Annotated in this window: 20 protein-coding genes; 15 read left to right on the top strand and 5 right to left on the bottom strand. The window is 59.8% G+C overall.

Features of this window, described 5'->3' with window-relative positions:
* The first annotated feature begins 8 nt into the window (after positions 1-8).
* From tauB to tauD, 3 genes are read left to right on the top strand one after another with little or no spacing between them, the layout of a single operon-like run.
* Positions 9-803, top strand: a complete 795-nt coding sequence (tauB, locus tag EAH78_RS13785; protein ID WP_140668025.1) for a taurine ABC transporter ATP-binding subunit — start codon at positions 9-11, stop codon at positions 801-803.
* Positions 800-1,633 carry a taurine ABC transporter permease TauC gene (gene tauC / locus EAH78_RS13780; protein ID WP_140668024.1) on the top strand — a complete coding sequence of 278 codons (834 nt, stop codon included), beginning with the start codon at positions 800-802 and terminating at the stop codon, positions 1,631-1,633. The genes tauB and tauC overlap by 4 nt, the downstream gene beginning before the upstream one ends.
* A gap of 60 nt (positions 1,634-1,693) precedes the next feature.
* The gene (tauD, locus tag EAH78_RS13775) at positions 1,694-2,536 is read left to right on the top strand and encodes a taurine dioxygenase (protein WP_140668023.1); all 843 of its coding nucleotides are present in this window, start codon (positions 1,694-1,696) and stop codon (positions 2,534-2,536) included.
* Between the two features lie 153 nt (positions 2,537-2,689).
* On the opposite strand, the gene mgrA is transcribed toward tauD, so the two are convergent.
* The 3 genes from mgrA to EAH78_RS13760 all read right to left on the bottom strand — a co-directional run bounded on the left by mgrA (position 2,690) and on the right by EAH78_RS13760 (position 4,507).
* Entirely contained in the window at positions 2,690-3,727 is a 1,038-nt protein-coding gene (gene mgrA / locus EAH78_RS13770; RefSeq protein WP_140668022.1) for an L-glyceraldehyde 3-phosphate reductase, read from the bottom strand.
* 136 nt (positions 3,728-3,863) lie between these two features.
* The gene (locus tag EAH78_RS13765) at positions 3,864-4,328 is read right to left on the bottom strand and encodes a type II toxin-antitoxin system HicB family antitoxin (RefSeq protein WP_193560080.1); all 465 of its coding nucleotides are present in this window, start codon (positions 4,326-4,328) and stop codon (positions 3,864-3,866) included.
* The gene (locus EAH78_RS13760; RefSeq protein ID WP_140668021.1) at positions 4,325-4,507 is read right to left on the bottom strand and encodes a type II toxin-antitoxin system HicA family toxin; all 183 of its coding nucleotides are present in this window, start codon (positions 4,505-4,507) and stop codon (positions 4,325-4,327) included. Before EAH78_RS13760 ends, EAH78_RS13765 begins: the two co-directional genes overlap by 4 nt.
* Before the next feature lie 401 nt (positions 4,508-4,908).
* Between EAH78_RS13760 and EAH78_RS13755 the strand changes: the two genes are divergently transcribed.
* Complete coding sequence (locus EAH78_RS13755) at positions 4,909-5,169, top strand: hypothetical protein (protein ID WP_140668020.1); 261 nt, start codon at positions 4,909-4,911, stop codon at positions 5,167-5,169.
* A 16-nt stretch (positions 5,170-5,185) separates the two neighbouring features.
* Here EAH78_RS13755 and betT read toward each other — a convergent pair whose 3' ends face one another.
* A complete protein-coding gene (betT, locus tag EAH78_RS13750; RefSeq protein ID WP_170219126.1) occupies positions 5,186-7,141 on the bottom strand; it encodes a choline transporter BetT in 1,956 nt (651 codons plus the stop codon).
* A 401-nt stretch (positions 7,142-7,542) separates the two neighbouring features.
* Positions 7,543-8,469, bottom strand: coding sequence for a serine O-acetyltransferase EpsC (gene epsC / locus EAH78_RS13745; RefSeq protein WP_140668018.1), 927 nt, complete (start codon positions 8,467-8,469; stop codon positions 7,543-7,545).
* Between the two features lie 190 nt (positions 8,470-8,659).
* Here epsC and EAH78_RS13740 point away from each other — a divergent pair, with 190 nt between their 5' ends.
* From EAH78_RS13740 to EAH78_RS13690, 11 genes are all read left to right on the top strand, one after another.
* On the top strand, positions 8,660-9,658 hold the full coding sequence (locus EAH78_RS13740; protein WP_140668017.1) for a D-cysteine desulfhydrase: 999 nt from the start codon (positions 8,660-8,662) through the stop codon (positions 9,656-9,658).
* 347 nt (positions 9,659-10,005) lie between these two features.
* On the top strand, positions 10,006-10,806 hold the full coding sequence (gene tcyJ, locus EAH78_RS13735; RefSeq protein ID WP_140668016.1) for a cystine ABC transporter substrate-binding protein: 801 nt from the start codon (positions 10,006-10,008) through the stop codon (positions 10,804-10,806).
* Entirely contained in the window at positions 10,806-11,471 is a 666-nt protein-coding gene (gene tcyL, locus EAH78_RS13730) for a cystine ABC transporter permease (protein WP_140668015.1), read from the top strand. The genes tcyJ and tcyL overlap by 1 nt, the downstream gene beginning before the upstream one ends.
* Positions 11,472-11,475: 4 nt before the next feature.
* Positions 11,476-12,228: an L-cystine ABC transporter ATP-binding protein TcyN gene (gene tcyN / locus EAH78_RS13725; protein WP_140668014.1), complete on the top strand. Its 753-nt coding sequence runs from the start codon at positions 11,476-11,478 to the stop codon at positions 12,226-12,228.
* Between the two features lie 490 nt (positions 12,229-12,718).
* The gene (locus EAH78_RS13720; RefSeq protein WP_140668013.1) at positions 12,719-13,483 is read left to right on the top strand and encodes a hypothetical protein; all 765 of its coding nucleotides are present in this window, start codon (positions 12,719-12,721) and stop codon (positions 13,481-13,483) included.
* 367 nt (positions 13,484-13,850) lie between these two features.
* A complete protein-coding gene (locus tag EAH78_RS13715; RefSeq protein ID WP_140668012.1) occupies positions 13,851-15,092 on the top strand; it encodes an SfnB family sulfur acquisition oxidoreductase in 1,242 nt (413 codons plus the stop codon).
* A 38-nt stretch (positions 15,093-15,130) separates the two neighbouring features.
* Complete coding sequence (locus EAH78_RS13710) at positions 15,131-16,324, top strand: SfnB family sulfur acquisition oxidoreductase (RefSeq protein WP_140668011.1); 1,194 nt, start codon at positions 15,131-15,133, stop codon at positions 16,322-16,324.
* The gene (locus tag EAH78_RS13705) at positions 16,324-17,682 is read left to right on the top strand and encodes an LLM class flavin-dependent oxidoreductase (RefSeq protein ID WP_140668010.1); all 1,359 of its coding nucleotides are present in this window, start codon (positions 16,324-16,326) and stop codon (positions 17,680-17,682) included. Before EAH78_RS13710 ends, EAH78_RS13705 begins: the two co-directional genes overlap by 1 nt.
* A 146-nt stretch (positions 17,683-17,828) precedes the next feature.
* Positions 17,829-18,638 carry a MetQ/NlpA family ABC transporter substrate-binding protein gene (locus EAH78_RS13700; protein ID WP_140668009.1) on the top strand — a complete coding sequence of 270 codons (810 nt, stop codon included), beginning with the start codon at positions 17,829-17,831 and terminating at the stop codon, positions 18,636-18,638.
* A 2-nt stretch (positions 18,639-18,640) separates the two neighbouring features.
* Positions 18,641-19,762 carry a methionine ABC transporter ATP-binding protein gene (locus EAH78_RS13695; RefSeq protein WP_140668008.1) on the top strand — a complete coding sequence of 374 codons (1,122 nt, stop codon included), beginning with the start codon at positions 18,641-18,643 and terminating at the stop codon, positions 19,760-19,762.
* Positions 19,752-20,396 carry a methionine ABC transporter permease gene (locus EAH78_RS13690; protein ID WP_140668007.1) on the top strand — a complete coding sequence of 215 codons (645 nt, stop codon included), beginning with the start codon at positions 19,752-19,754 and terminating at the stop codon, positions 20,394-20,396. Before EAH78_RS13695 ends, EAH78_RS13690 begins: the two co-directional genes overlap by 11 nt.
* The last annotated feature ends 235 nt before the right edge of the window (positions 20,397-20,631 follow it).

Genomic DNA, 20,631 nt, shown 5'->3' with positions numbered 1-20,631 from the left:
TAACTGCGATGGCCTTGCTACAGCTGGAGCGCATCAGCGCACAGTACCCCGGCAGTCCGGAACCGGTACTGGCGGATATTTCCCTGAGCCTTGGGCCCCGGCAATTGCTGGTCGCCCTCGGCCCGTCCGGCAGTGGCAAGACTTCGCTGTTGAACCTGATTGCCGGTTTTGTCGAGCCAAGCGCCGGGCGCATCACCCTCGACGGTGTGCCGGTCAAAGGCCCGAGCGCCGAGCGCGGCGTGGTGTTTCAGGACGACGCATTACTGCCTTGGCAGGATGTGCTGGCCAACGTCGGATTCGGTCTTGAACTGGCCGGCGTGTCCCGGGAAAAACGTGAAATCCGTGCCCGGGAAATGCTCGCACTGGTCGACCTGACCGGTTTCGAAAACCGTCGCATCTGGCAGCTCTCGGGCGGTCAGAAGCAACGTGTGGGCCTCGCCCGCGCATTGGCCGCCGACCCTCGTGTCTTGCTCATGGATGAGCCCTTCGGCGCCCTCGACGCGTTCACCCGCGAACAGATGCAAGCGTTGCTGCTGCAAGTCTGGCAGCGCACCGCCAAACCGGTGTTCCTGATTACCCATGACATTGAAGAAGCGGTGTTCCTCGCCACCGACCTGATTCTGTTGGCGCCCAATCCTGGGCAAATCGTCGAGCGTCTGAGCCTGGATTTCGGTCAGCGTTACGCCGCCGGTGAGTCGGCCCGAGCCATCAAGTCCGACCCACGCTTTATCGAAACCCGCGAACACGTACTCGCCAAAGTGTTCTCCCAACGCAGCGCCGCCACGCGGCAGGAGCGCGCATGAGCAGCTATGAAATCCCGGCCATCGCGGTGAAACCCGGATCGACCCTGATTCCGGTTCGTCGCAGTTTGAGCACTCGCTGGATCAGCGTACTGACACTGATCGCCCTCGTTGCCCTCTGGTGGGCCGTGACCGCCACGGGAATGATCGAACCGTTGTTCCTGCCGCCGCCGTCCGCCGTGCTGCAAAAGGGCTGGCTGCTGGTGACCACCGGCTACATGGACTCGACGTTGTGGCAGCACTTGGGCGCGAGCCTCAGCCGCATCGGCCTGGGTTTGGGCTTTGCCGTGCTGACGGCCGTGCCGGTCGGCATCGCCATCGGCCATAACCGTATCGCGCGCGGCATTCTCGACCCGCTGATCGAGTTCTACCGTCCGATTCCACCGCTGGCCTATCTGCCGCTGATCGTGATCTGGTGCGGCATTGGTGAGCTGTCGAAAGTGTTGCTGATCTACCTGGCGATTTTCGCCCCGATTGCCATCGCCACCGCCACCGGCGTGCGCACCGTTGACCCGGCCAAATTACGGGCGGCGCAGTCGCTGGGCGCGACCCGGGCGCAGTTGATTCGTCATGTGATTTTGCCGAGTGCCTTGCCGGACATTTTGACCGGCGTGCGCATTGGTCTGGGCGTGGGCTGGTCGACCCTGGTCGCCGCCGAACTGATCGCCGCCACCAGCGGCTTGGGCTTCATGGTGCAGTCGGCCGCGCAGTTCCTGGTCACCGATGTGGTGGTGCTGGGGATTCTGGTGATTGCGCTGATTGCCTTCGCCATGGAAATGGGCCTGCGCGCCCTGCAACGCAAGCTGGTGCCGTGGCATGGCCAGGCTCACTGAAAAATCATCATATGAAAACCCCCTACAAAAGCTCACACCCCGAATTCGAAGAGAAAGACCATGAGCAGCCTGAACATCGTCCCTTTAAGCTCCGCCCTCGGCGCACAGATCAGCGGCGTCGACATAAGCCAGCCGCTGACTTCGGAGCAACGCAACGCCATCGAACAAGCACTGCTCAAGCATCAAGTGCTGTTCTTCCGCGACCAGCCGATCACCCCGCAACAGCAGGCACGATTCGCCGCCAACTTCGGCGATCTGCACATCCACCCGATCTACCCGAATGTGCCGGAACAACCGGAAGTGCTGATCCTCGACACCGCCGTCACCGACGTGCGCGACAACGCGATCTGGCACACCGACGTGACCTTCCTGCCGACCCCGGCCATGGGCGCGGTGCTTAGCGCCAAACTGCTGCCGGAATTTGGTGGCGACACGTTATGGGCCAGCGGGATAGCGGCGTATGAAGCGTTGTCGGCGCCGATGAAAAGCTTGCTCGAAGGGCTGACGGCGACCCACGACTTCACCCGCTCGTTTCCGCTGGAGCGGTATGGCAACACGCCCGAAGCGCTGGCTCAGTGGGAAGAAGCGCGGCGCAAGAATCCGCCGCTGTCACACCCGGTGATTCGCACCCACCCGGTGAGCGGTCGCCGGTCGTTGTTCGTCAATGAAGGTTTTACGTCGAAGATCAATGACCTGTCGGAAACCGAGAGCGAAGCGATTTTGAAGTTTTTGTTTACCCACGCAACGCGGCCGGAATTCACCATTCGCTGGCGCTGGCAGAAGGATGATGTGGCGTTCTGGGATAACCGCGTGACTCAGCATTACGCGGTGGATGACTACCGGCCGGCACGGCGGGTGATGCAACGGGCGACGGTGTTGGGGGATGTGCCTTTTTTTCGGTGATTCCTGAACTCCACGGTGATTGATATGGCCCATTCGCGAGCAAGCCCGCTCCCACATTTGACCGCGTTCGTTCTGGGCAACTCGGTCAAATGTGGGAGCGGGCTTGCTCGCGAAGGCGATGTAACAGGCGCCAAATAATCCAGCGCCAAACGCTTACTCAGCCGTCGAAGGCTTCTCCCAAAGATTAATCCCGCCTTCCTGGGCAAACCGGTCAATCTCCGCCAGTTCCTCTGCGCTAAAGCTCAAATTCTTCAACGCCCCGACGTTCTCGATAATCTGCTCCGGCCGGCTCGCCCCGATCAGCGCCGAGGTCACCCGCGGATCGCGCAACGTCCAGGCCAGCGCCAATTGCGCCAGGCTCTGCCCACGCCGCTTGGCAATCTCATTGAGCCCGCGCACATGGGCGATGTTGGCTTCTGACAAATGAGACTCCTGCAACGAACCACCGCCCGGACGGTTGACCCGCGCATCCTTCGGAATGCCGTTGAGGTATTTATCGGTCAACAACCCCTGCGCCAACGGCGTGAAAGCAATCACGCCAGTGCCGAGTTCGTCAGTGACGTCCAGCAGGTCCTTTTCAACCCAACGATTGAGCAGGTTGTAGGCCGGCTGATGAATCAGCAAAGGCACTTTCCACTCTTTCAAAAGCGCCGCCATCTCGCGGGTTTTCACCCCGGAATACGACGAGATGCCGATGTACAACGCCTTGCCCTGCTGTACAGCGGTGGCCAGTGCGCTGGCGGTTTCTTCCAGCGGAGTGTCCGGGTCGAAACGGTGCGAGTAGAAGATGTCCACGTAGTCCAGGCCGAGGCGCTGCAAGCTCTGATCCAGGCTGGCGAGCACGTATTTGCGCGAGCCACCACCCTGACCGTAAGGACCCGGCCACATGTCCCAGCCAGCCTTGCTGGAGATGATCAGCTCGTCGCGATGCTGCTTGAAGTCTTCACGCAGCAAACGACCGAAGTTGATCTCGGCACTGCCGTACGGCGGGCCATAGTTGTTGGCCAGGTCGAAGTGGTTGATCCCCAGGTCGAACGCCGTGCGCAACAACGCGCGCTGGTTGTCGATCGGCGTGCTGTCACCGAAGTTGTGCCACAGCCCCAGGGACAGCGCCGGCAGCACCAGACCGCTGCGACCCACGCGGCGGTATGGGATGGAATCGTAGCGGTTTTCAGCAGCGGTGTAGGTCATCGAATCCTCTCTTGTCGGTCTTGAATGTGGTATCGACTGCGTCGCATGTTGCCCAGCATACGCCCAGACAAACGCCGATAAACCCCGGACTCGAGAAAATGCTGAAACGTTTCACAGATTTTTAATCTGACCCACCCTACGCCGACAACTCACGCAACGCGGCAGCCGCTAAAAACCCGGATCTGGAGCTGTAGCGCTGATCTCGCCTGACCGTCTGGTCGATACGCTCAAGCAACTGCTCCGGAAGCGTGGCATTGAAGCGCACTGACTTACCGAAGTAAGGCGTGATATCAAATTCGACCACACCCCACACTCCGCCCGCGTAATCGGGGTTATCGAGATGAGCATCAATCTCACGCACCTGAGGCAACGGATCACCATCGGCGACCAGGCCTTCATAGTGCAATGCCAACGCTTCCTTCACGTTTTCAAATGCCTGCGCCACCGTAGCGCCCGCGGAGAAACAACCCGGCACGTCCGGGATAATCACTCCGTATTCTGAGTCGGCATCCTTGTGCAGAACGACCGGGAATTTCATTTCGCTGAGTCCTTCCTGTGATGTGGCCTTTTCGAGGCTCTCGTTTCCGATGACGGGCCTCATTTCAGACCCGCCTGTTTCAATAGGCTGTTGATCGTCCCTTTTGGAAGATCCGAACCAGGGTGCTTGATCGTTACCCGGCCTGACTTATACAAATGCTTGTACTGATGGTGGCTGCCTTTTACGGCCACCAGATACCAACCATCCTCCTCGATCATCCTGATCATTTCCCGACTTCGCATCACCTTCGTCCTTGTGGGCAGCATCTGCCGAGCACATTACGCGCTGACCGCAGGAATTATACACACGATACACACTCTGATGAATATTAGCGGAATGCAAGCCGGTCAGAGTGTATGTAGACCACCGGCTCCCCGCTCCCCCGCAAACACAACGGATGTTCTACGAGACCGAAACGCAACTGGGGTGCGCCGCTGGAGTGCATGGGTCAATGGGCAGATTTTGCGCGCTAATGGTGGGTTGGTTTAACTATGCTCATACAAAGACCGCAGTGACCCCTTCGCGAGCAAGCCCGCTCCCACATTTGTCCGAGTTGCTGGCATGGACGCGGTGAAAGGTGGGAGCGGGCTTGCTCGCGAAGGCGGTTTATCAGGCAACAAAAAACTGAAGGATGGACCTCACCATGCACACAGCCATCATCATCACCTTCGGCCTGGCCCTCCTCGCCCTGATGCTGTTCATCGGCGAGAAAATCGGCTTCAGCCGCCAGACAATGACCTACAGCTTTGTGGTCCTGTGGCTGGCGTTGACCGTGATCAACGGCGCCATCGGCGTGGTCACGGCCGGCCAGTCCTTGAGCACAGAGCTGGGGATCGGCACGGTGGTGTTCAGTGTGCCGGTGGCGGCGCTGGTGCTGTTCATGGTGTTGAGCGCCGAGGCCTGAAACAGGCCCCGCACTGTTAACGCACCAAATGCAAAAACTGCAGATGCCGTTCGTACTGATCTAGGATGTCGTTGATGATCTGATCCTTGGTGTAACCCACCAGATCGTAGTCCTGACTGCCCTCGCTCAAATGCACTTCAGCGCGGTAATAGCGGCGATTGTTGAGCTGCTTGGAGCCCATGCCGCCACGGGCAAAGGACGGCGTGAAATAACCGCGCATCTGCACCTGATAAATGAACGGATGCTCTTCACCGTGACCGATTTCCAGGCTGACGCTGTCGTTGACCGGGTCCGGTTGGGTGATAACGTTCAAACCCTTCTCGACGAACACCGCCGACACTTCCTCGATCGCCGGGCGCACGGTGGTATCGAGAAAACGGTACACCTCATCCCGGGACGGGAAGTGCACCGCCTGACTCAAGCGCTGGCGCCAGCCACCGCGCCGTGAACCGGCCACCGGCGCCAGGGAATGCAGTTGCGCGATCTGCTTCTGGGATTCCAGGTAGAACGCCTTGTGCAGCCCCCACATCATCAACAGCAGGATCAGCGAGAACGGCAGCGAAGTCAGCACCACCGCCGACTTCAACGCATCGATGCTGCCGGAGAACAACAGCGCACTGGTCACCAGCGCGGTCATCGCGCCCCAGAACACCCGCAGCCATTTCGGTCCGTCTTCATCCGGGTTGCCGCCCTTGGCGGACAACGTCGACAACACCACCGTGCCGGAGTCGGCCGAGGTGACGAAGAACACGAAGCTGATGAACACCGTCACAGCGATGACGGTTTTGCTCCACGGGTAGGTTTCCAGCAGCAGGTAAAGGGTCATCGACGGGCTGTCGATGGCCGACATACCCAGCGCACTCATGCCGTGATTGAGCACTTGATCGATGGCGCTGTTGCCGAAGATCGACATCCACGCCAGGGTGAAACCGAGCGGGATCAGCAGCACACCGAAGACGAATTCGCGGATGGTCCGGCCACGGGAAATCCGCGCGATGAACAGGCCCACGAACGGCGACCATGCGATCCACCAGGCCCAGTAAAACACCGTCCAGCCGCCGAGCCAGTCGCTGGGTTTGTCGTAGGCGTACAGGTCGAAACTCTTCATCGGCAAGGCGCCGAGGTAGTCGCCGATGTTCTGGATCAGGGTGTTCAACAGGTGCTGCGTGGGGCCGGCGAACAACACGAACAGCAGCAGCGCGCAGGCCAGCAACATGTTGATGTCGGACATGACCCGCACGCCTTTATCGACGCCGGACACCGCGACGATGATTGCCGCGCCCATCATCAGCGTAATCAGGCCGACCTGAATCCACTGGGTGTGGGCGATGCCGAACAGATAATCCAGCCCCGAGTTGAGGTGCAGCACACCGAAGCCCATGTCGGCGCCGAGGCCGAACACCGTGGCGATGATGCCGAAGCCGTCCACCGCATAACCGATGGGGCCGTTGATGCGTTTGCCGATCAGCGGATAAAGCGCCGAACGCAGAGCCAGCGGCAGGTTGTGCCGGTAAGCGAAGTAGGCCAGCGCCATGCCGACAAAAGCGAACACGCCCCAGCCGTGCAGGCCCCAGTGCAGAAACAGAATCTGCATCGCCTGACGCGCGGCCTCCGGTGTACCGGCCGTGCCTTGAGGCGGTTGCGCCAGATGGGTCAGCGGTTCGGACACGCAAAAGAAAAACAGCGTGATGCTGATCCCGGCGGCGAACAACATGCCGGCCCAGGACAGATAACTGAATTCGGGTTCGTCGTGGTCGGCACCGAGCTTGATCTTGCCGTAGCCTGACAAGGCGGTGACCACCACGAAGACCAGATACAGGGTCATCGCGAGCATGTAGTACCAGCCGACCGTATTGGCCGCCCAGTTTTGCGCCGCCAGCAGCCAGGCACCGGCCTGTTCAGGCATGGCGATAACGACAATGCCGAAGAGCAGAATGAAACTCGCCGAGAAGTAGAACACCGGCGGGTTCATGCGGACCAGGCCGCTTGGAGGAAGGGACGATGCACTCATGAAACGTGCACCTCGAGGGGGTAAAACGTGGCTGTAGAAATCGGACTCAGCAAAGGCAAGCCTCCTGTTGTGAGCGGGCAGCGAACCGCCGGTTTAACTTGAATGAACGTTCAAGTTAAACATGGATAGGGGGCTAAGGACTAATCCCTGGGCTCGGCGGTCGTGCTTGTAAGCTAGCTCAAGGATGGGATGTGGCGAGGGGGCTTGCCCCCGTTGGGCCACGAAGTGGCCCCAAAAATGGGTGATCCGGATTCCAGAGACAGCTATTGACTAGCTTTGCGGCTGCTGCGCAGCCGAACGGGGCGGTGCGGCGTCCCGACAAGCCCCCACGCCACAGAATCCAGTCTGCTTTTAAGAAAGGCTTACTTCTGCGTCCCATCATCATGCTGCAAATTCGCCTGCGTCAGGTTGCACCCCGCCGGCACGCTGCGGGTCAGCCACACATTGCCGCCAATGGTCGAACCCTTGCCAATCGTGATCCGCCCCAGAATCGTCGCCCCGGCATAGATCACCACATCATCCTCAACGATCGGATGCCGCGGATGCCCCTTCTGCAACTGACCGTCCTCATCAGACGGGAAGCGCTTGGCGCCCAGCGTGACCGCCTGATAAATCCGCACGCGCTCGCCGATAATCGCGGTCTCGCCGATCACCACGCCCGTCCCGTGATCGATGAAGAAGCTGCGACCAATCTGCGCGCCAGGGTGAATGTCGATACCAGTAGCCGAATGAGCGATTTCCGAGCTGATCCGCGCCAGCAACGGCAACCCGGCGCGGTACAAATGGTGCGCCAGGCGATGGTGAATCACCGCCAGGATGCCCGGGTAGCAAAGCAATACTTCATCAACACTGCGCGCCGCCGGGTCGCCGTGATACGCCGCCAGCACATCGCTGTCCAGCAAACTGCGCAGTCCCGGCAAAGCGAGTGCGAAGTCCTGAATGATCTGAATAGTCTTGGCCTCGATGTCAGCCTCCGCCTGCTGACTGTGGCGCGCGGCATAGTGCAATTCGAGTCGCGCCTGGGCCAGCAGCGCATTCAGCGCCACGTCCAGAGTGTGCCCGACGTAGAAGTCTTCACTCTCTTCGCGCAAATCCACCGGCCCCAGGCGCATCGGGAACAATGCCCCGCAGAGCGCTTCAAGAATTTCCGCCATGGCCGCTCGCGACGGCAATTCGCGCCCGCCCTGCTCGGTGCTGGCACGGCCATTTTGCGCGCGCCACTCAGAACGCGCCGTGCGCAGTTGGCTGACAATGGTCTGCAGTTGCCAATGACTGGAACGCTCGCTCACGGTTAAAACTCCTCACGGGCGGCCGGACTGTCTGGCCGCGCTGACGGCGTTTACTTTACGGCATGGTCCTGAGGCCGAATTAAGAACCAATTGTGCAGAGCTCAGAATCTTTGGCTATAAGCGATTGGCGGTTGCCCAGGCAAATGGGCATGCCTATAGTCCTTTCATCTTTCTCCGCCAGTACGGACCCATGATCAAACAACAGCTCGCTCGCTTTAACCGTCTCGATTTACTCGGCCACCCCACTGCCCTGGAAAAACTTGAACGCTTGTCGACCTGGCTGGGCCGCGATGTGTACGTCAAACGCGATGACCTGACGCCACTGGCCATGGGCGGCAACAAACTGCGCAAGCTCGAATACCTCGCCGCCGATGCACTGGCACAAGGCGCCGACACACTCATCACCGCGGGTGCGCTGCAGTCCAACCACGTGCGCCAGACTGCTGCCATTGCCGCCAAACTGGGCCTGGGCTGCGTCGCGCTGCTGGAAAACCCTTTGGGCACCGACGACGCCAACTATCTCGGCAATGGCAATCGCCTGTTGCTGGACCTGTTTGATACCAAGGTCGAGCTGGTAGAAAACCTCGACAACGCCGACGAGCAATTGCAGGCCCTGGCCGAGCGCCTGCGCAACAACGGCAAGAAGCCGTACCTGGTGCCGATTGGTGGTTCGAATGCGCTGGGCGCATTGGGTTATGTTCGCGCCGGGCTGGAGTTGGCCGAGCAGATCAAGGACACCGGCCTGCAATTTGCCGCTGTGGTCCTCGCCTCGGGCAGCGCCGGCACCCACAGCGGTCTGGCGTTGGCGCTGAGTGAAGCACTGCCGGATTTGCCAGTTATTGGCGTCACGGTTTCCCGTAGCGATGAAGACCAGCGACCGAAAGTCCAGGGTCTCGCCGAACGTACGGCCGAACTGCTCGGCGTGCAGTTGCCAGCGAGTTTCAAAATTGAACTGTGGGACGAATATTTCGGGCCGCGCTATGGCGAGCCGAATGCCGGAACGCTGGCAGCGGTGAAGCTGCTGGCGAGTCAGGAAGGTTTGCTGCTGGACCCGGTGTACACCGGCAAGGCCATGGCCGGGTTGCTGGACGGGATTGGCCGCGGGCGCTTTGATAAGGGGCCGATTATCTTTCTGCACACCGGTGGGGCGCCGGCGTTGTTTGCTTACATAGACTCGCTGACGGGATGACGCTTTTGTGGCGAGGGAGCTTGCTCCCGCTCGGCTGCGCAGCAGTCGTAAACCGATTCACCGCAATTCAACTGAAGCACGCGGTGCAGGTTTTGGGGGTGCTTCGCTCCCCAGCGGGAGCAAGCTCCCTCGCCACAGGGGATCACACTCATCGCATATGCACTTGAAGAATAACCAGATCAATATTTAGTATTTTCCAATCTATAGGCATCATCATATAGTCGCGCCGCAGGCGAATTTGCAGCGAGACGCATATGCTGCTTTAGGGCAGGATATCGCAGTCGTCCAAATCCCGGATTTGCCAACATTCCTAAAGCGTCTTCCATAAGAAAACACAGGGGCTTGTCATGAATTTTTCCGCACTACGTCGAAACCTGCTGGTTGGTTCGCTGGGCCTGGCGCTGAGCGCCGGTTTGCTGGGCCAGGCCGTTGCCGGTGATCAACTGCAAAAAATCGAGAAAGCTGGCGTGATCAACGTCGGCCTGGAAGGCACTTATCCACCGTTCAGTTTCGTTGACCAGGACGGCAAACTGTCCGGCTTCGAAGTCGAGTTTTCCGAAGCCCTGGCCAAAGAGCTGGGTGTGAAGGCAAAACTGCAACCGACCAAATGGGACGGGATCCTCGCGGCGCTGGAATCCAAGCGTCTGGACGTGGTGATCAACCAGGTGACCATCTCCGAAGAGCGCAAGAAGAAGTATGACTTCTCCACGCCGTATACCGTTTCCGGGATTCAGGCGCTGGTACTGAAGGATAAGGAAGCCGCGCTTAACATCAAGACAGCCGCTGACTTGTCCGGCAAGAAAGTCGGCGTAGGCCTGGGTACCAACTACGAACAGTGGGTAAAAGCCAATGTGCCAGGTGCCGACGTGCGCACCTACGATGATGATCCGACCAAGTTCGCCGACCTGAACAATGGCCGTACCGATGTCATCCTGATCGACCGTCTGGCTGCGCTTGAATACGCCAAGAAAGCACCGAAAACCGTGGCCGCCGGCGAAGCGTTCTCCCGTCAGGAAGCCGGTATTGCCCTGCGCAAAGGCGAGCCTGAGCTGCTGGCTGCAATCGACAAGGCCATCGACAAGCTGCGTGCCGACGGTACGCTGAAAAAGCTTTCGGAAAAATACTTCAGCGCTGACGTCACCCAATAATGGAAGAAGCTTTCCAACTCGCACTGGATTCCGCGCCCTTTCTGCTCAAGGGCGCGTACTACACAGTAATCCTCAGCCTGGGCGGGATGTTCTTCGGCCTGATAATGGGTTTCGGCCTGGCGCTGATGCGCCTGTCGCGCTTCAAGCTGGTGAGCTGGATTGCCCGCATCTACGTGTCGTTCTTTCGCGGCACGCCGTTGCTGGTGCAACTGTTCGTGATCTATTACGGCTTGCCGCAACTGGGCATCGAACTTGATCCGCTGCCGGCGGCCCTGATCGGCTTCTCGCTGAACATGGCTGCGTACGCCTGCGAAATCCTCCGTGCCGCGATCAGCTCCATCGAGCGTGGCCAGTGGGAAGCCGCCGCCAGTATCGGCATGACCCGCGCGCAGACCCTGCGCCGGGCCATCATTCCGCAAGCGATGCGCACGGCCTTGCCGCCGCTGGGCAACAGCTTCATTTCGCTGGTCAAGGACACGGCGCTGGCCGCCACCATTCAGGTGCCAGAGCTGTTCCGTCAGGCACAACTGATTACCGCCCGGACTTTCGAAGTCTTCACCATGTATCTTGCCGCCGCGTTGATCTACTGGATTCTGGCCACGGTGCTGTCGCACCTGCAGAACACCTTGGAAGCGCGGGTCAATCGGCACGACCAGGAGTCCTGACCCCATGATTGTCGTGGAAAAACTGACAAAGCAGTTCAAGGGTCAAGTCGTGCTCAACGGCATCGATCTTGAAGTGAAGGAAGGCGAGGTCGTGGCGATCATCGGGCCCAGCGGCTCGGGCAAGACCACGTTCCTGCGCTGCCTTAATTTTCTGGAAGAACCTACCAGCGGCCGGATCAAGGTCGGCGACATCGAAATCGATGGCAGCCGCCCGCTGAACCAGCAGCAAGGTCTGGTACGACGCCTGCGCCAACACGTCGGCTTCGTGTTCCAGAACTTCAACCTGTTCCCGCACCGCACCGCACTGGAAAACGTCATCGAAGGCCCGATCATCGTAAAGAAGATCCCGCACGCCGAAGCCGTTGTCCTGGGTAAAAAGCTCTTGGCCAGGGTTGGCCTGGCGGGCAAGGAAGATGCTTACCCGCGACGCCTTTCCGGTGGTCAGCAACAGCGCGTGGCGATTGCCCGGGCGCTGGCGATGGAGCCGGAAGTGATCCTGTTCGATGAGCCGACCTCGGCGCTCGATCCGGAGCTCGTCGGTGAAGTGTTGGCGACCATCCGCAGCCTCGCCGAGGAGAAGCGCACCATGGTCATCGTCACTCACGAAATGGGTTTTGCCCGGGACGTGGCCAATCGCGTGGTGTTTTTCGACAAGGGTGTCATCGTTGAACAAGGCGACGCTAAAGCGTTGTTTGCCAATCCGAAAGAAGAACGGACAAAACAATTCCTCAGCAAGTTCTTGAACAACACCCACTGAAGTATCGCCTCACCACTTGTTAACTTCCATGGATGGAAGTAACAACTAGCTCTTCAACAAATCTCCTTCCCGCCTACTTTCATCCCCCTACTTTAAATAATTCGGCCCATGCCTGGTGCGGTACATATATATGTCCTGCAACAGATCTTTCTCGCCTAAAGTTTGCTAACCCCAGCGCTCGACAACGTGCAACCCTTGGCCATCAGCAGCGTGTTGTCATGCCTAAAAACGTAGCCATCTTCGACAGCTCGCCGCGGTTTATTAACTTCAGCATGTAGGATTATTCTGAATAACAAGTGATCCAACACTTAACTAGCCAACTCTATTGACACCTATTCAAGCGCACTCTTATCTAGTCGCCAACAGGCGCCAACCTTTGCACTTCAGCCTTACTCAACCTTAAAGTAATAAGCCGATTTGTTGCCGGATACTGCGCGCCTTTGAACTTTCAGAAACGGAACTTCGCTGCAAGGCTTCAAGGAGAAAAACCATGACAAGCACTTCGAACACACCCGAACTTGCGGCCCCGACCCTGGCGCAGTCGCACAAGGCCGGGGTCAATATGATCGCGGCGACTCATCTGATGATTGACGTGGCGCCCTACCCCGGCATGGACGCAGGCGACCTGATCGAACTGTTCTGGGATAACTGCTACGTCGCTTCCCGCGTGCTGGGCGCCGACGATGTCGGTGAGGTGATGGCCCTGCGCGTGCCGGAAAGCTTCATTGCCAACGGCTGCGCACGCATTCATTACAAGGTCATGCAGGTGGGGCAAGGGCCTGCGTTGTCATCCGCGATGCGAGTCCAGATCAAGCTCGATTGCCCCGGTGGCCCACTACCGGCTCAGTGCGGCGACGAAAACCAACGCCTGGCACCCGTGGGCCTCCCCGAGACCATTCGCCGCCAAGGGGTCAACCCGAACCAGATCAAGCGTGGCGTACCGCTGACCATCGAGCCTTATCTGAACATGGCCGTCGACGATGAAATCACCCTGCGTTGGGGCGATGTGCGCATGGACCTGCCCCGGCTCAAGGCAGACGAAGTGGGCCAGCCGATTCAGGTCTGGGTGCCGCCGGCAATCATTCTCGAAGCCGGCGAAGACCTGCGGCTGGAAGTGACGTATTGCATCCTCGACCGTGTGGGCAACAACTCGCGTTGGGCGCCGCCGCGCTGGTTGAAGATTGGCTGCGCCAATCCCTATCTGAAGGCTAGGCCGAAAGAGATGTTGATGGCGGCTGAGCCGCGTAAAAAATGACACCAAACCTGTGGCGAGGGAGCTTGCTCCCGCTGGGTGCGGAGCACCCCAAAATCTGAAATCGCATTTTTCCAGTTGAAATGCGTTAGCCAGTTTGCGACTGCTGCGCAGTCGAGCGGGAGCAAGCTCCCTCGCCACAGGGATTGCGGTGACATCTCTAGAACACCCTTCTATCTATATTCCTAAAAGTTAGTTTATTAATTTTTTATACGCGCTTAGGGTATATGCACCGGACCACCGGACATTCTTGATTTTATTCGTCGCCACCCCGCGACGATCCCATGAGATGTGAGGTAGGTATGGTCCGGAACACAATCTCCCCAGTGCAGATCGCCAGGGCATTGCGTGCAGCCAAGGAGCGGCACTGATGTCCAGTCTGGCAGATGCAATCGTTCAGAGTGATCTGGACATCGCCCCCCTGTTGTTGCCCGCGCAAGTCTTGCGCAACGACGCACAAGCCATCAAAGCGGCCCATGAACTGGCGCAAATCGCTCATCTGCATGCGGCCAAACGCGACCGTCAGCGCAAGTTGCCATGGTCTGAAATTGAACAGTTCACCCGCAGCGGTTTAGGCAGCATTGCCATCCCCCGTGAATACGGTGGTCCACAGGTTTCTTTCGTCACAGTCGCCGAGGTGTTCGCGATCATTTCCGCGGCAGATCCGGCATTGGGGCAGATCCCGCAAAACCAGTTCGGCATTCTTAACCTGGTGCTGGGCAGCGCCACTAAGGCGCAAAAAAAGCAGCTGTTCAAAAGCGTGCTCGACGGTTGGCGCATCGGTAATGCCGGGCCTGAGCGCGGTACGAAAAACACCCTGGAACTCAAGGCGCGCATCACCGCCGACGGCGACGGTTTTGTGCTCAATGGCCAGAAGTTTTACTCCACCGGCGCACTGTTCGCCCACTGGGTTGCGGTCAAAGCGCTGAACGACGACGGCAAGCAAGTGCTGGCCTTCGTCCGTCGCGGCACACCGGGGCTGCGCATCGTGGATGACTGGTCGGGCTTCGGTCAACGCACTACCGCCAGCGGCACCCTTTTGCTCAACAACGTGCGGGTCGACGCCGATCTGGTGGTGGATAACTGGAGGATCAACGAGAAGCCGAACCTCCAGGGCGCCGTGTCGCAACTGATTCAAGCCGCCATCGACGCGGGGATCGCCCGGGGCGCCATCGACGACGCCATCGAGTTCGTGAAAACCCTCGCGCGTCCATGGATCGACGCCAACGTTGAACGGGCCAGTGACGACCTCTACGTGATTGCTGATATCGGCAAACTGAAAATCGAATTGCACGCCGCCGAAGCGCTGCTGCGCAAGGCCGGGCAAGTACTCGATCAGGTCAACGCCGCCCCCGTCACAGCCGAGTCGGCCGCCCGCGCCTCGATTGCCGTGGCCGAAGCCAAAGTACTGACCACCGAGATCTCGCTGCTCGCCAGTGAAAAGCTCTTCGAGCTGGCCGGCAGCCGCGCCACCCTCGCCGAATTCAACCTCGACCGCCATTGGCGCAACGCCCGCGTGCACACGCTGCACGACCCGGTGCGCTGGAAGTATTACGCCGTCGGCACTTATCACCTCAACGGCACGCTGCCGGCGCGGCATTCCTGGATCTGACGACCCGTAGCCTTTTGACCAGATCTCTGGAGAAACACATGACTTATTCACACCACGTCGCGGTCATAACCAGCGATGAGCAAGCCCTGGTCGTCGCCAGTGACCTGGCGGACGACTTCAAACGCGACAGTGCGCTGCGTGACCGCGAACGCCGTTTGCCGACCCCGGAACTCGACGTGTTTTCCCGCTCGGGCCTTTGGGGCATCAGCGTGCCCAAGGAGTACGGCGGCGCCGGCGTGTCCAACGTGACGCTGGCCAAGGTAATCGCCTTGATTGCCCAGGCTGACGGCTCGCTCGGGCAAATCCCGCAGAACCATTTCTATGCCCTCGAAGTGCTGCGCGTGAACGGCAGCCCTGCGCAGAAACAACGCCTGTACGCCGAAGTATTGGCCGGCCAACGCTTCGGCAATGCACTCGCCGAACTCGGTACCAAAACCGCTCACGACCGCGTCACCCGTCTCAAGCGCGATGGCGACGGCTATCGCATCAACGGTCGCAAGTTCTACGCGACCGGCGCGATCTACGCGCAACGCATCCCCACCTCGGTGGTCGATGAACACGGCGTGCAGCAACTGGCATTCGTGCCGCGCGACAGCCAAGGCTTGACCGTCATCGACGACTGGAGCGGCTTTGGCCAGCGCACTACCGGCAGCGGTTCGGTGGTGTTCGAGGACGTATACGTGGCGGCCGAGGACGTGATCCCGTTCCAGAGTGCGTTCGAACGCCCGACCACCGTCGGCCCGCTCGCGCAAATCCTCCACGCCGCCATCGACACCGGCATCGCCCGCGCCGCCTATGAAGATGCGCTGCATTTTGTGCGCATTAAAACCCGGCCGTGGATCGACGCCACCCACGAAAAAGCCACTGAGGACCCGCTGACGATCAAGAGTTTCGGTCACTTGAGTATTCGCCTGCACGCCGCCGAAGCCTTGCTGGAACGCTCCGGCGAATTCCTCGACAAGGCCCAGGCCGACACCAACGCCGAGACCGTCGCCGCCGCCTCGATTGCCGTCGCCGAAGCTAGGGCCATCAGCACCGAAATTTCCCTCGCCGCCGGCAGCACGCTGTTCGAACTGGCCGGCAGCCAGGCCACCCTGATCGAACATGGCCTGGACCGGCACTGGCGCAACGCACGTGTGCACACGTTGCACGACCCGGTGCGCTGGAAATATCACGCGGTCGGCAACTACTACCTCAACGATGAAAACCCTCCGCTACGAGGGACCATCTGATGGCTGACGCGAAAAAAAAGATCCTGCTCAACGCGTTCAACATGAACTGCATCGGGCACATCAACCATGGCCTGTGGACCCATCCACGGGACAACTCCACGCAGTACAAGACCCTCGAATACTGGACTGAACTGGCGCAACTGCTGGAGCGCGGGCTGTTTGACGGATTGTTCATCGCCGACATCGTCGGCGTGTACGACGTCTACCAGAACTCGGTGAATGTGCCGCTGAAAGAATCGATCCAGCTGCCGGTCAACGACCCGCTGTTGCTGGTATCGGCCATGGCCGCCGTGACCAAAAATCTCGGCTTCGGCCTGACCGCCAACCTCACTTACGAACCGCCATACCTGTTCGCCCGACGCCTGTCGACGCTCGATCACCTGAGCCGTGGCCGGGTCGGCTGGAACATTGTCACCGGCTACCTCGACAGCGCCGCCAAGGCCATGGGCCTGAGCGAACAGGTCGAGCACGACCGTCGTTACGACCAGGCCGATGAATACCTGGAAGTGCTCTACAAACTCTGGGAAGGCAGCTGGGAAAACGGCGCGGTGCTCAACGACCGCGAGCAACGGATCTACGCGCAACCGGAGAAAGTGCACAAGGTCGAGCACAAGGGCGAGTTCTATCAGGTGGAGGGTTATCACCTGTGCGAGCCGTCACCGCAGCGCACACCGGTGTTGTTCCAGGCCGGCAGTTCGGATCGCGGTTTGCTGTTCGCCGGGCGTCATGCCGAGTGCGTGTTCATCAGCGGCCAGAACAAACCGTCGACCAAACTCCAGGTGGACAAGGTGCGCGCCAGCGCCGTCGAGGCCGGGCGTAATCCCGAGGACATCAAGGTGTTCATGGGCCTGAACGTGATTGTCGGCGCCACCGAAGAAGCCGCGTGGACCAAGCACGCCGAGTACCTGAGCTACGCGAGTGCCGAGGCCGGCGTGGCGCATTTTTCGGCGTCGACAGGGATCGATTTTTCCGAATACGACATCGACGAACCGATCCAGTACGTGAAGAGCAACGCGATCCAGTCGGCGACCAAAAACCTGCAAAACAACGACTGGACCCGCCGCAAGTTGCTCGAGCAACACGCCCTCGGTGGCCGCTACATCACGGTGGTGGGCTCGCCCGGGCAAGTGGCGGATGAACTGGAATCGTGGATCGCCGAAACCGGTCTGGACGGCTTCAACCTGACGCGGATGGTCACCCCGGAAAGCTATGTGGATTTCATTGAGTGGGTGATTCCGGAGTTGCAGCGCCGGGGCTCGTACAAGGCTGCTTATGACGACGGGAGCTTGCGGGAGAAGCTGTTTCACGGCGGGGCGCATTTGCCTGAGCAACATACCGGATCCCACTACCGTCGCTAAAAGCTTCGCGAGCAAGCCCGCTCCCACATTTGATCGGTGGTGAACACAAAAACTGCGCCCGACACGATCGAATGTGGGAGCGGGCTTGCTCGCGAAGAGGCACGTCCAAACACCCTAAATTTATGCACTGACTGGAAGTAACCATCATGACCAAGAAACGCTTAACCCACCCAGTCAAAGCACTGGCCCTGGCCCTCGGCCTGTTCAGCTCGGCGGTATTCGCCGCCGACGCGCCGTTGAAAATCGGCACCACCGCCGCCTTCGCCATCCCTCTCGAAGCCGCCGTCGAAGAAGCCTCAAAACAAGGCCTGACAGTCGAACTGGTGGAGTTCAGCGACTGGATTGCCCCCAACGTCAGCCTCGCCGCCGGTGACATCGACGTGAACTATTTCCAGCACATCCCGTTCCTGGAAAACGCCAACGCTGCTTCCGGTTTTGACCTGGTGCCGTTCGCACCGGGGATCATCAACAACGTCGGCCTCTACTCGAAGAAATACAAAAGCTTCGACGAACTCCCACAAGGCGCCAGCGTGGCGATCGCCAACGACCCGATCAACAGCGGCCGCGGCCTGCAACTGCTGGCCAAGGCTGGCCTGATCACGCTGAAACCGGGGGTCGGCTACAAAGCCACCGAAGAAGACATCATCGCCAACCCGAAGAACATCAAGATCCTTCAGGTCGAAGCCGTGCAACTGGTGCGCGCCTACGACGATGCTGATCTGGTCCAGGGCTACCCGGCCTACATCCGTCTTTCGAAGACCTTCGATGCAGGTTCCGCGCTGCTGTTCGACGGTCTCGACCACAAGGAATACGTGATCCAGTTCGTGATCCAGCCGAAGAGCAAAACCGATCCGCGCCTGATCAAATTCGTCGACATCTACCAACACTCGCCGGCCGTTCGTGCAGCCCTGGACAAGGCCCACGGCAAACTCTACCAAGCCGGTTGGGAAAGCTGAGCATGACGGCCGCCACCCAACTGCGACTGGAGATTCCAGAGCTCAAGAACGCCCGGCACACCGAACTGCACCCGGAGCTCAATCGGGCGCATGTGCGCTTCGTCGGCCTGGGCAAAACCTACAACGGCCAGCAGGGTCCGGTGGCGGCTTTGCACGGCATCGACCTGGCGATCCAGCACGGTGAAGTGTTCGGCATCATCGGTCGCAGCGGTGCCGGAAAATCATCGCTGATCCGCACCATCAACCGCCTCGAGCAACCGAGCACCGGCCGCGTGCTGATCGATCAGGTGGACATCGGCGAGTTCGATGAAGACCGCCTGGTGGCGCTGCGCCGACGGATCGGCATGATCTTCCAGCACTTCAACCTGATGTCGGCCAAAACGGTGTGGCAGAACGTCGAACTGCCGCTGAAAGTCGCCGGTGTGCCCAAGGACAAACGCGAGCAGAAGGTTCGCGAGCTGCTGGAACTGGTGGGCCTGCAAGGCAAGCACAACGCGTATCCGGCGCAGTTGTCTGGCGGGCAGAAACAGCGCGTCGGCATCGCCCGCGCGTTGGTGCATGACCCGGCGATTCTGCTGTGTGACGAAGCCACTTCAGCGCTGGACCCGGAGACCACCCAATCGATCCTCGGCCTGCTGCGCGAGATCAACCAGCGCCTGGGGCTGACCATCGTACTGATCACCCACGAGATGGCGGTGATCCGCGATATTTGCGACCGCGTCGTGGTGCTCGAACACGGCAAAATCGTCGAGCAAGGGCCGGTCTGGAAAGTCTTCGGCAACCCGCAGCATGAAGTGAGCAAAACCTTGCTCGCCCCGTTGCAACACGCCCTGCCGGCAGAACTTCAAAGCCGTTTGCGCTCACTGCCGCCATCCTCGGACGCCGCTGTGGTGCTGCGCTTGCAGTTCACCGGCAGTGCCACCGACGAACCGGATCTGGCGGCGTTGTTCAGCGCCCTCGGTGGTCGCGTGCGCTTGTTGCAAGGTGGCGTGGAACGGATTCAGGGTCATGCGCTGGGACAGTTGTTGTTGGCGGTCACCGGCTCGCCGTTCGATGCCGAAGATCTATGCCAGCGCGCCAGCCAATGGGCGCAACAGGTGGAGGTGCTGGGTTATGTGGTTTGATCGCTTGCTGCAAGGCTTCATCGACACCTTCCTGATGGTCGGCGTGTCGTCATTGATCGCGCTGTTGGCGGGTATTCCACTGGCGGTGTTTCTCGTCACCAGCTCCAAGGGCGGCATCTACGAAGCACCGACGCTGAACCGCGCCTTGGGTGCGTTCGTGAACCTGTTCCGCTCTATTCCGTTTTTGATTCTGATGGTGGCGCTGATTCCGTTTACCCGACTGATTGTCGGCACCACGTATGGCGTCTGGGCGGCCGTCGTGCCGCTGACCATCGCTGCGACGCCGTTCTTTGCACGAATTGCCGAAGTCAGTTTGCGCGAGGTCGATTTCGGCTTGATCGAAGCCGCGCAGGCGATGGGCTGCCGACGTTGGCACATTGTCTGGCATGTGCTGCTGCCGGAAGCGCTGCCAGGGATTGTCGGGGGGTTCACGATTACGCTGGTGACGATGATCAACTCATCGGCCATGGCCGGGGCGATTGGCGCCGGTGGGCTGGGCGACATCGCGTACCGGTATGGGTATCAGCGCTTCGACAGCCAGATCATGTTGATGGTGATTGTGTTGCTGGTGGTGTTGGTGGCGGTGATTCAGCTCGGTGGGGATCGGTTGGCTCGGGGGCTTAACAAGCGCTGAACACTGAGGACTGTAGAGCTGTTGTGGCGAGGGAGCTTGCTCCCGCTCGGCTGCGCAGCAGTCGAAAAACCTACCGACCTGTTTTGCCTGACACACCTCATTGAATGGCTTGGGGGCTGCTTCGCAACCCAGCGGGAGCAAGCTCCCTCGCCACAAAAGCACACCCGCCACAGGTTTTAACCGACCTTAAGGGGGAATATTTCGTACAGGAAAATCAGAGGTTCCGAAGGTCCGT

This window comes from Pseudomonas arsenicoxydans (assembly GCF_006438915.1).
Taxonomy (GTDB): Bacteria; Pseudomonadota; Gammaproteobacteria; order Pseudomonadales; family Pseudomonadaceae; genus Aquipseudomonas; species Aquipseudomonas arsenicoxydans_A.
The sequence above is the reverse complement of the archived record's forward strand: the minus strand, read 5'-3'. Positions and strand labels throughout refer to the sequence as shown.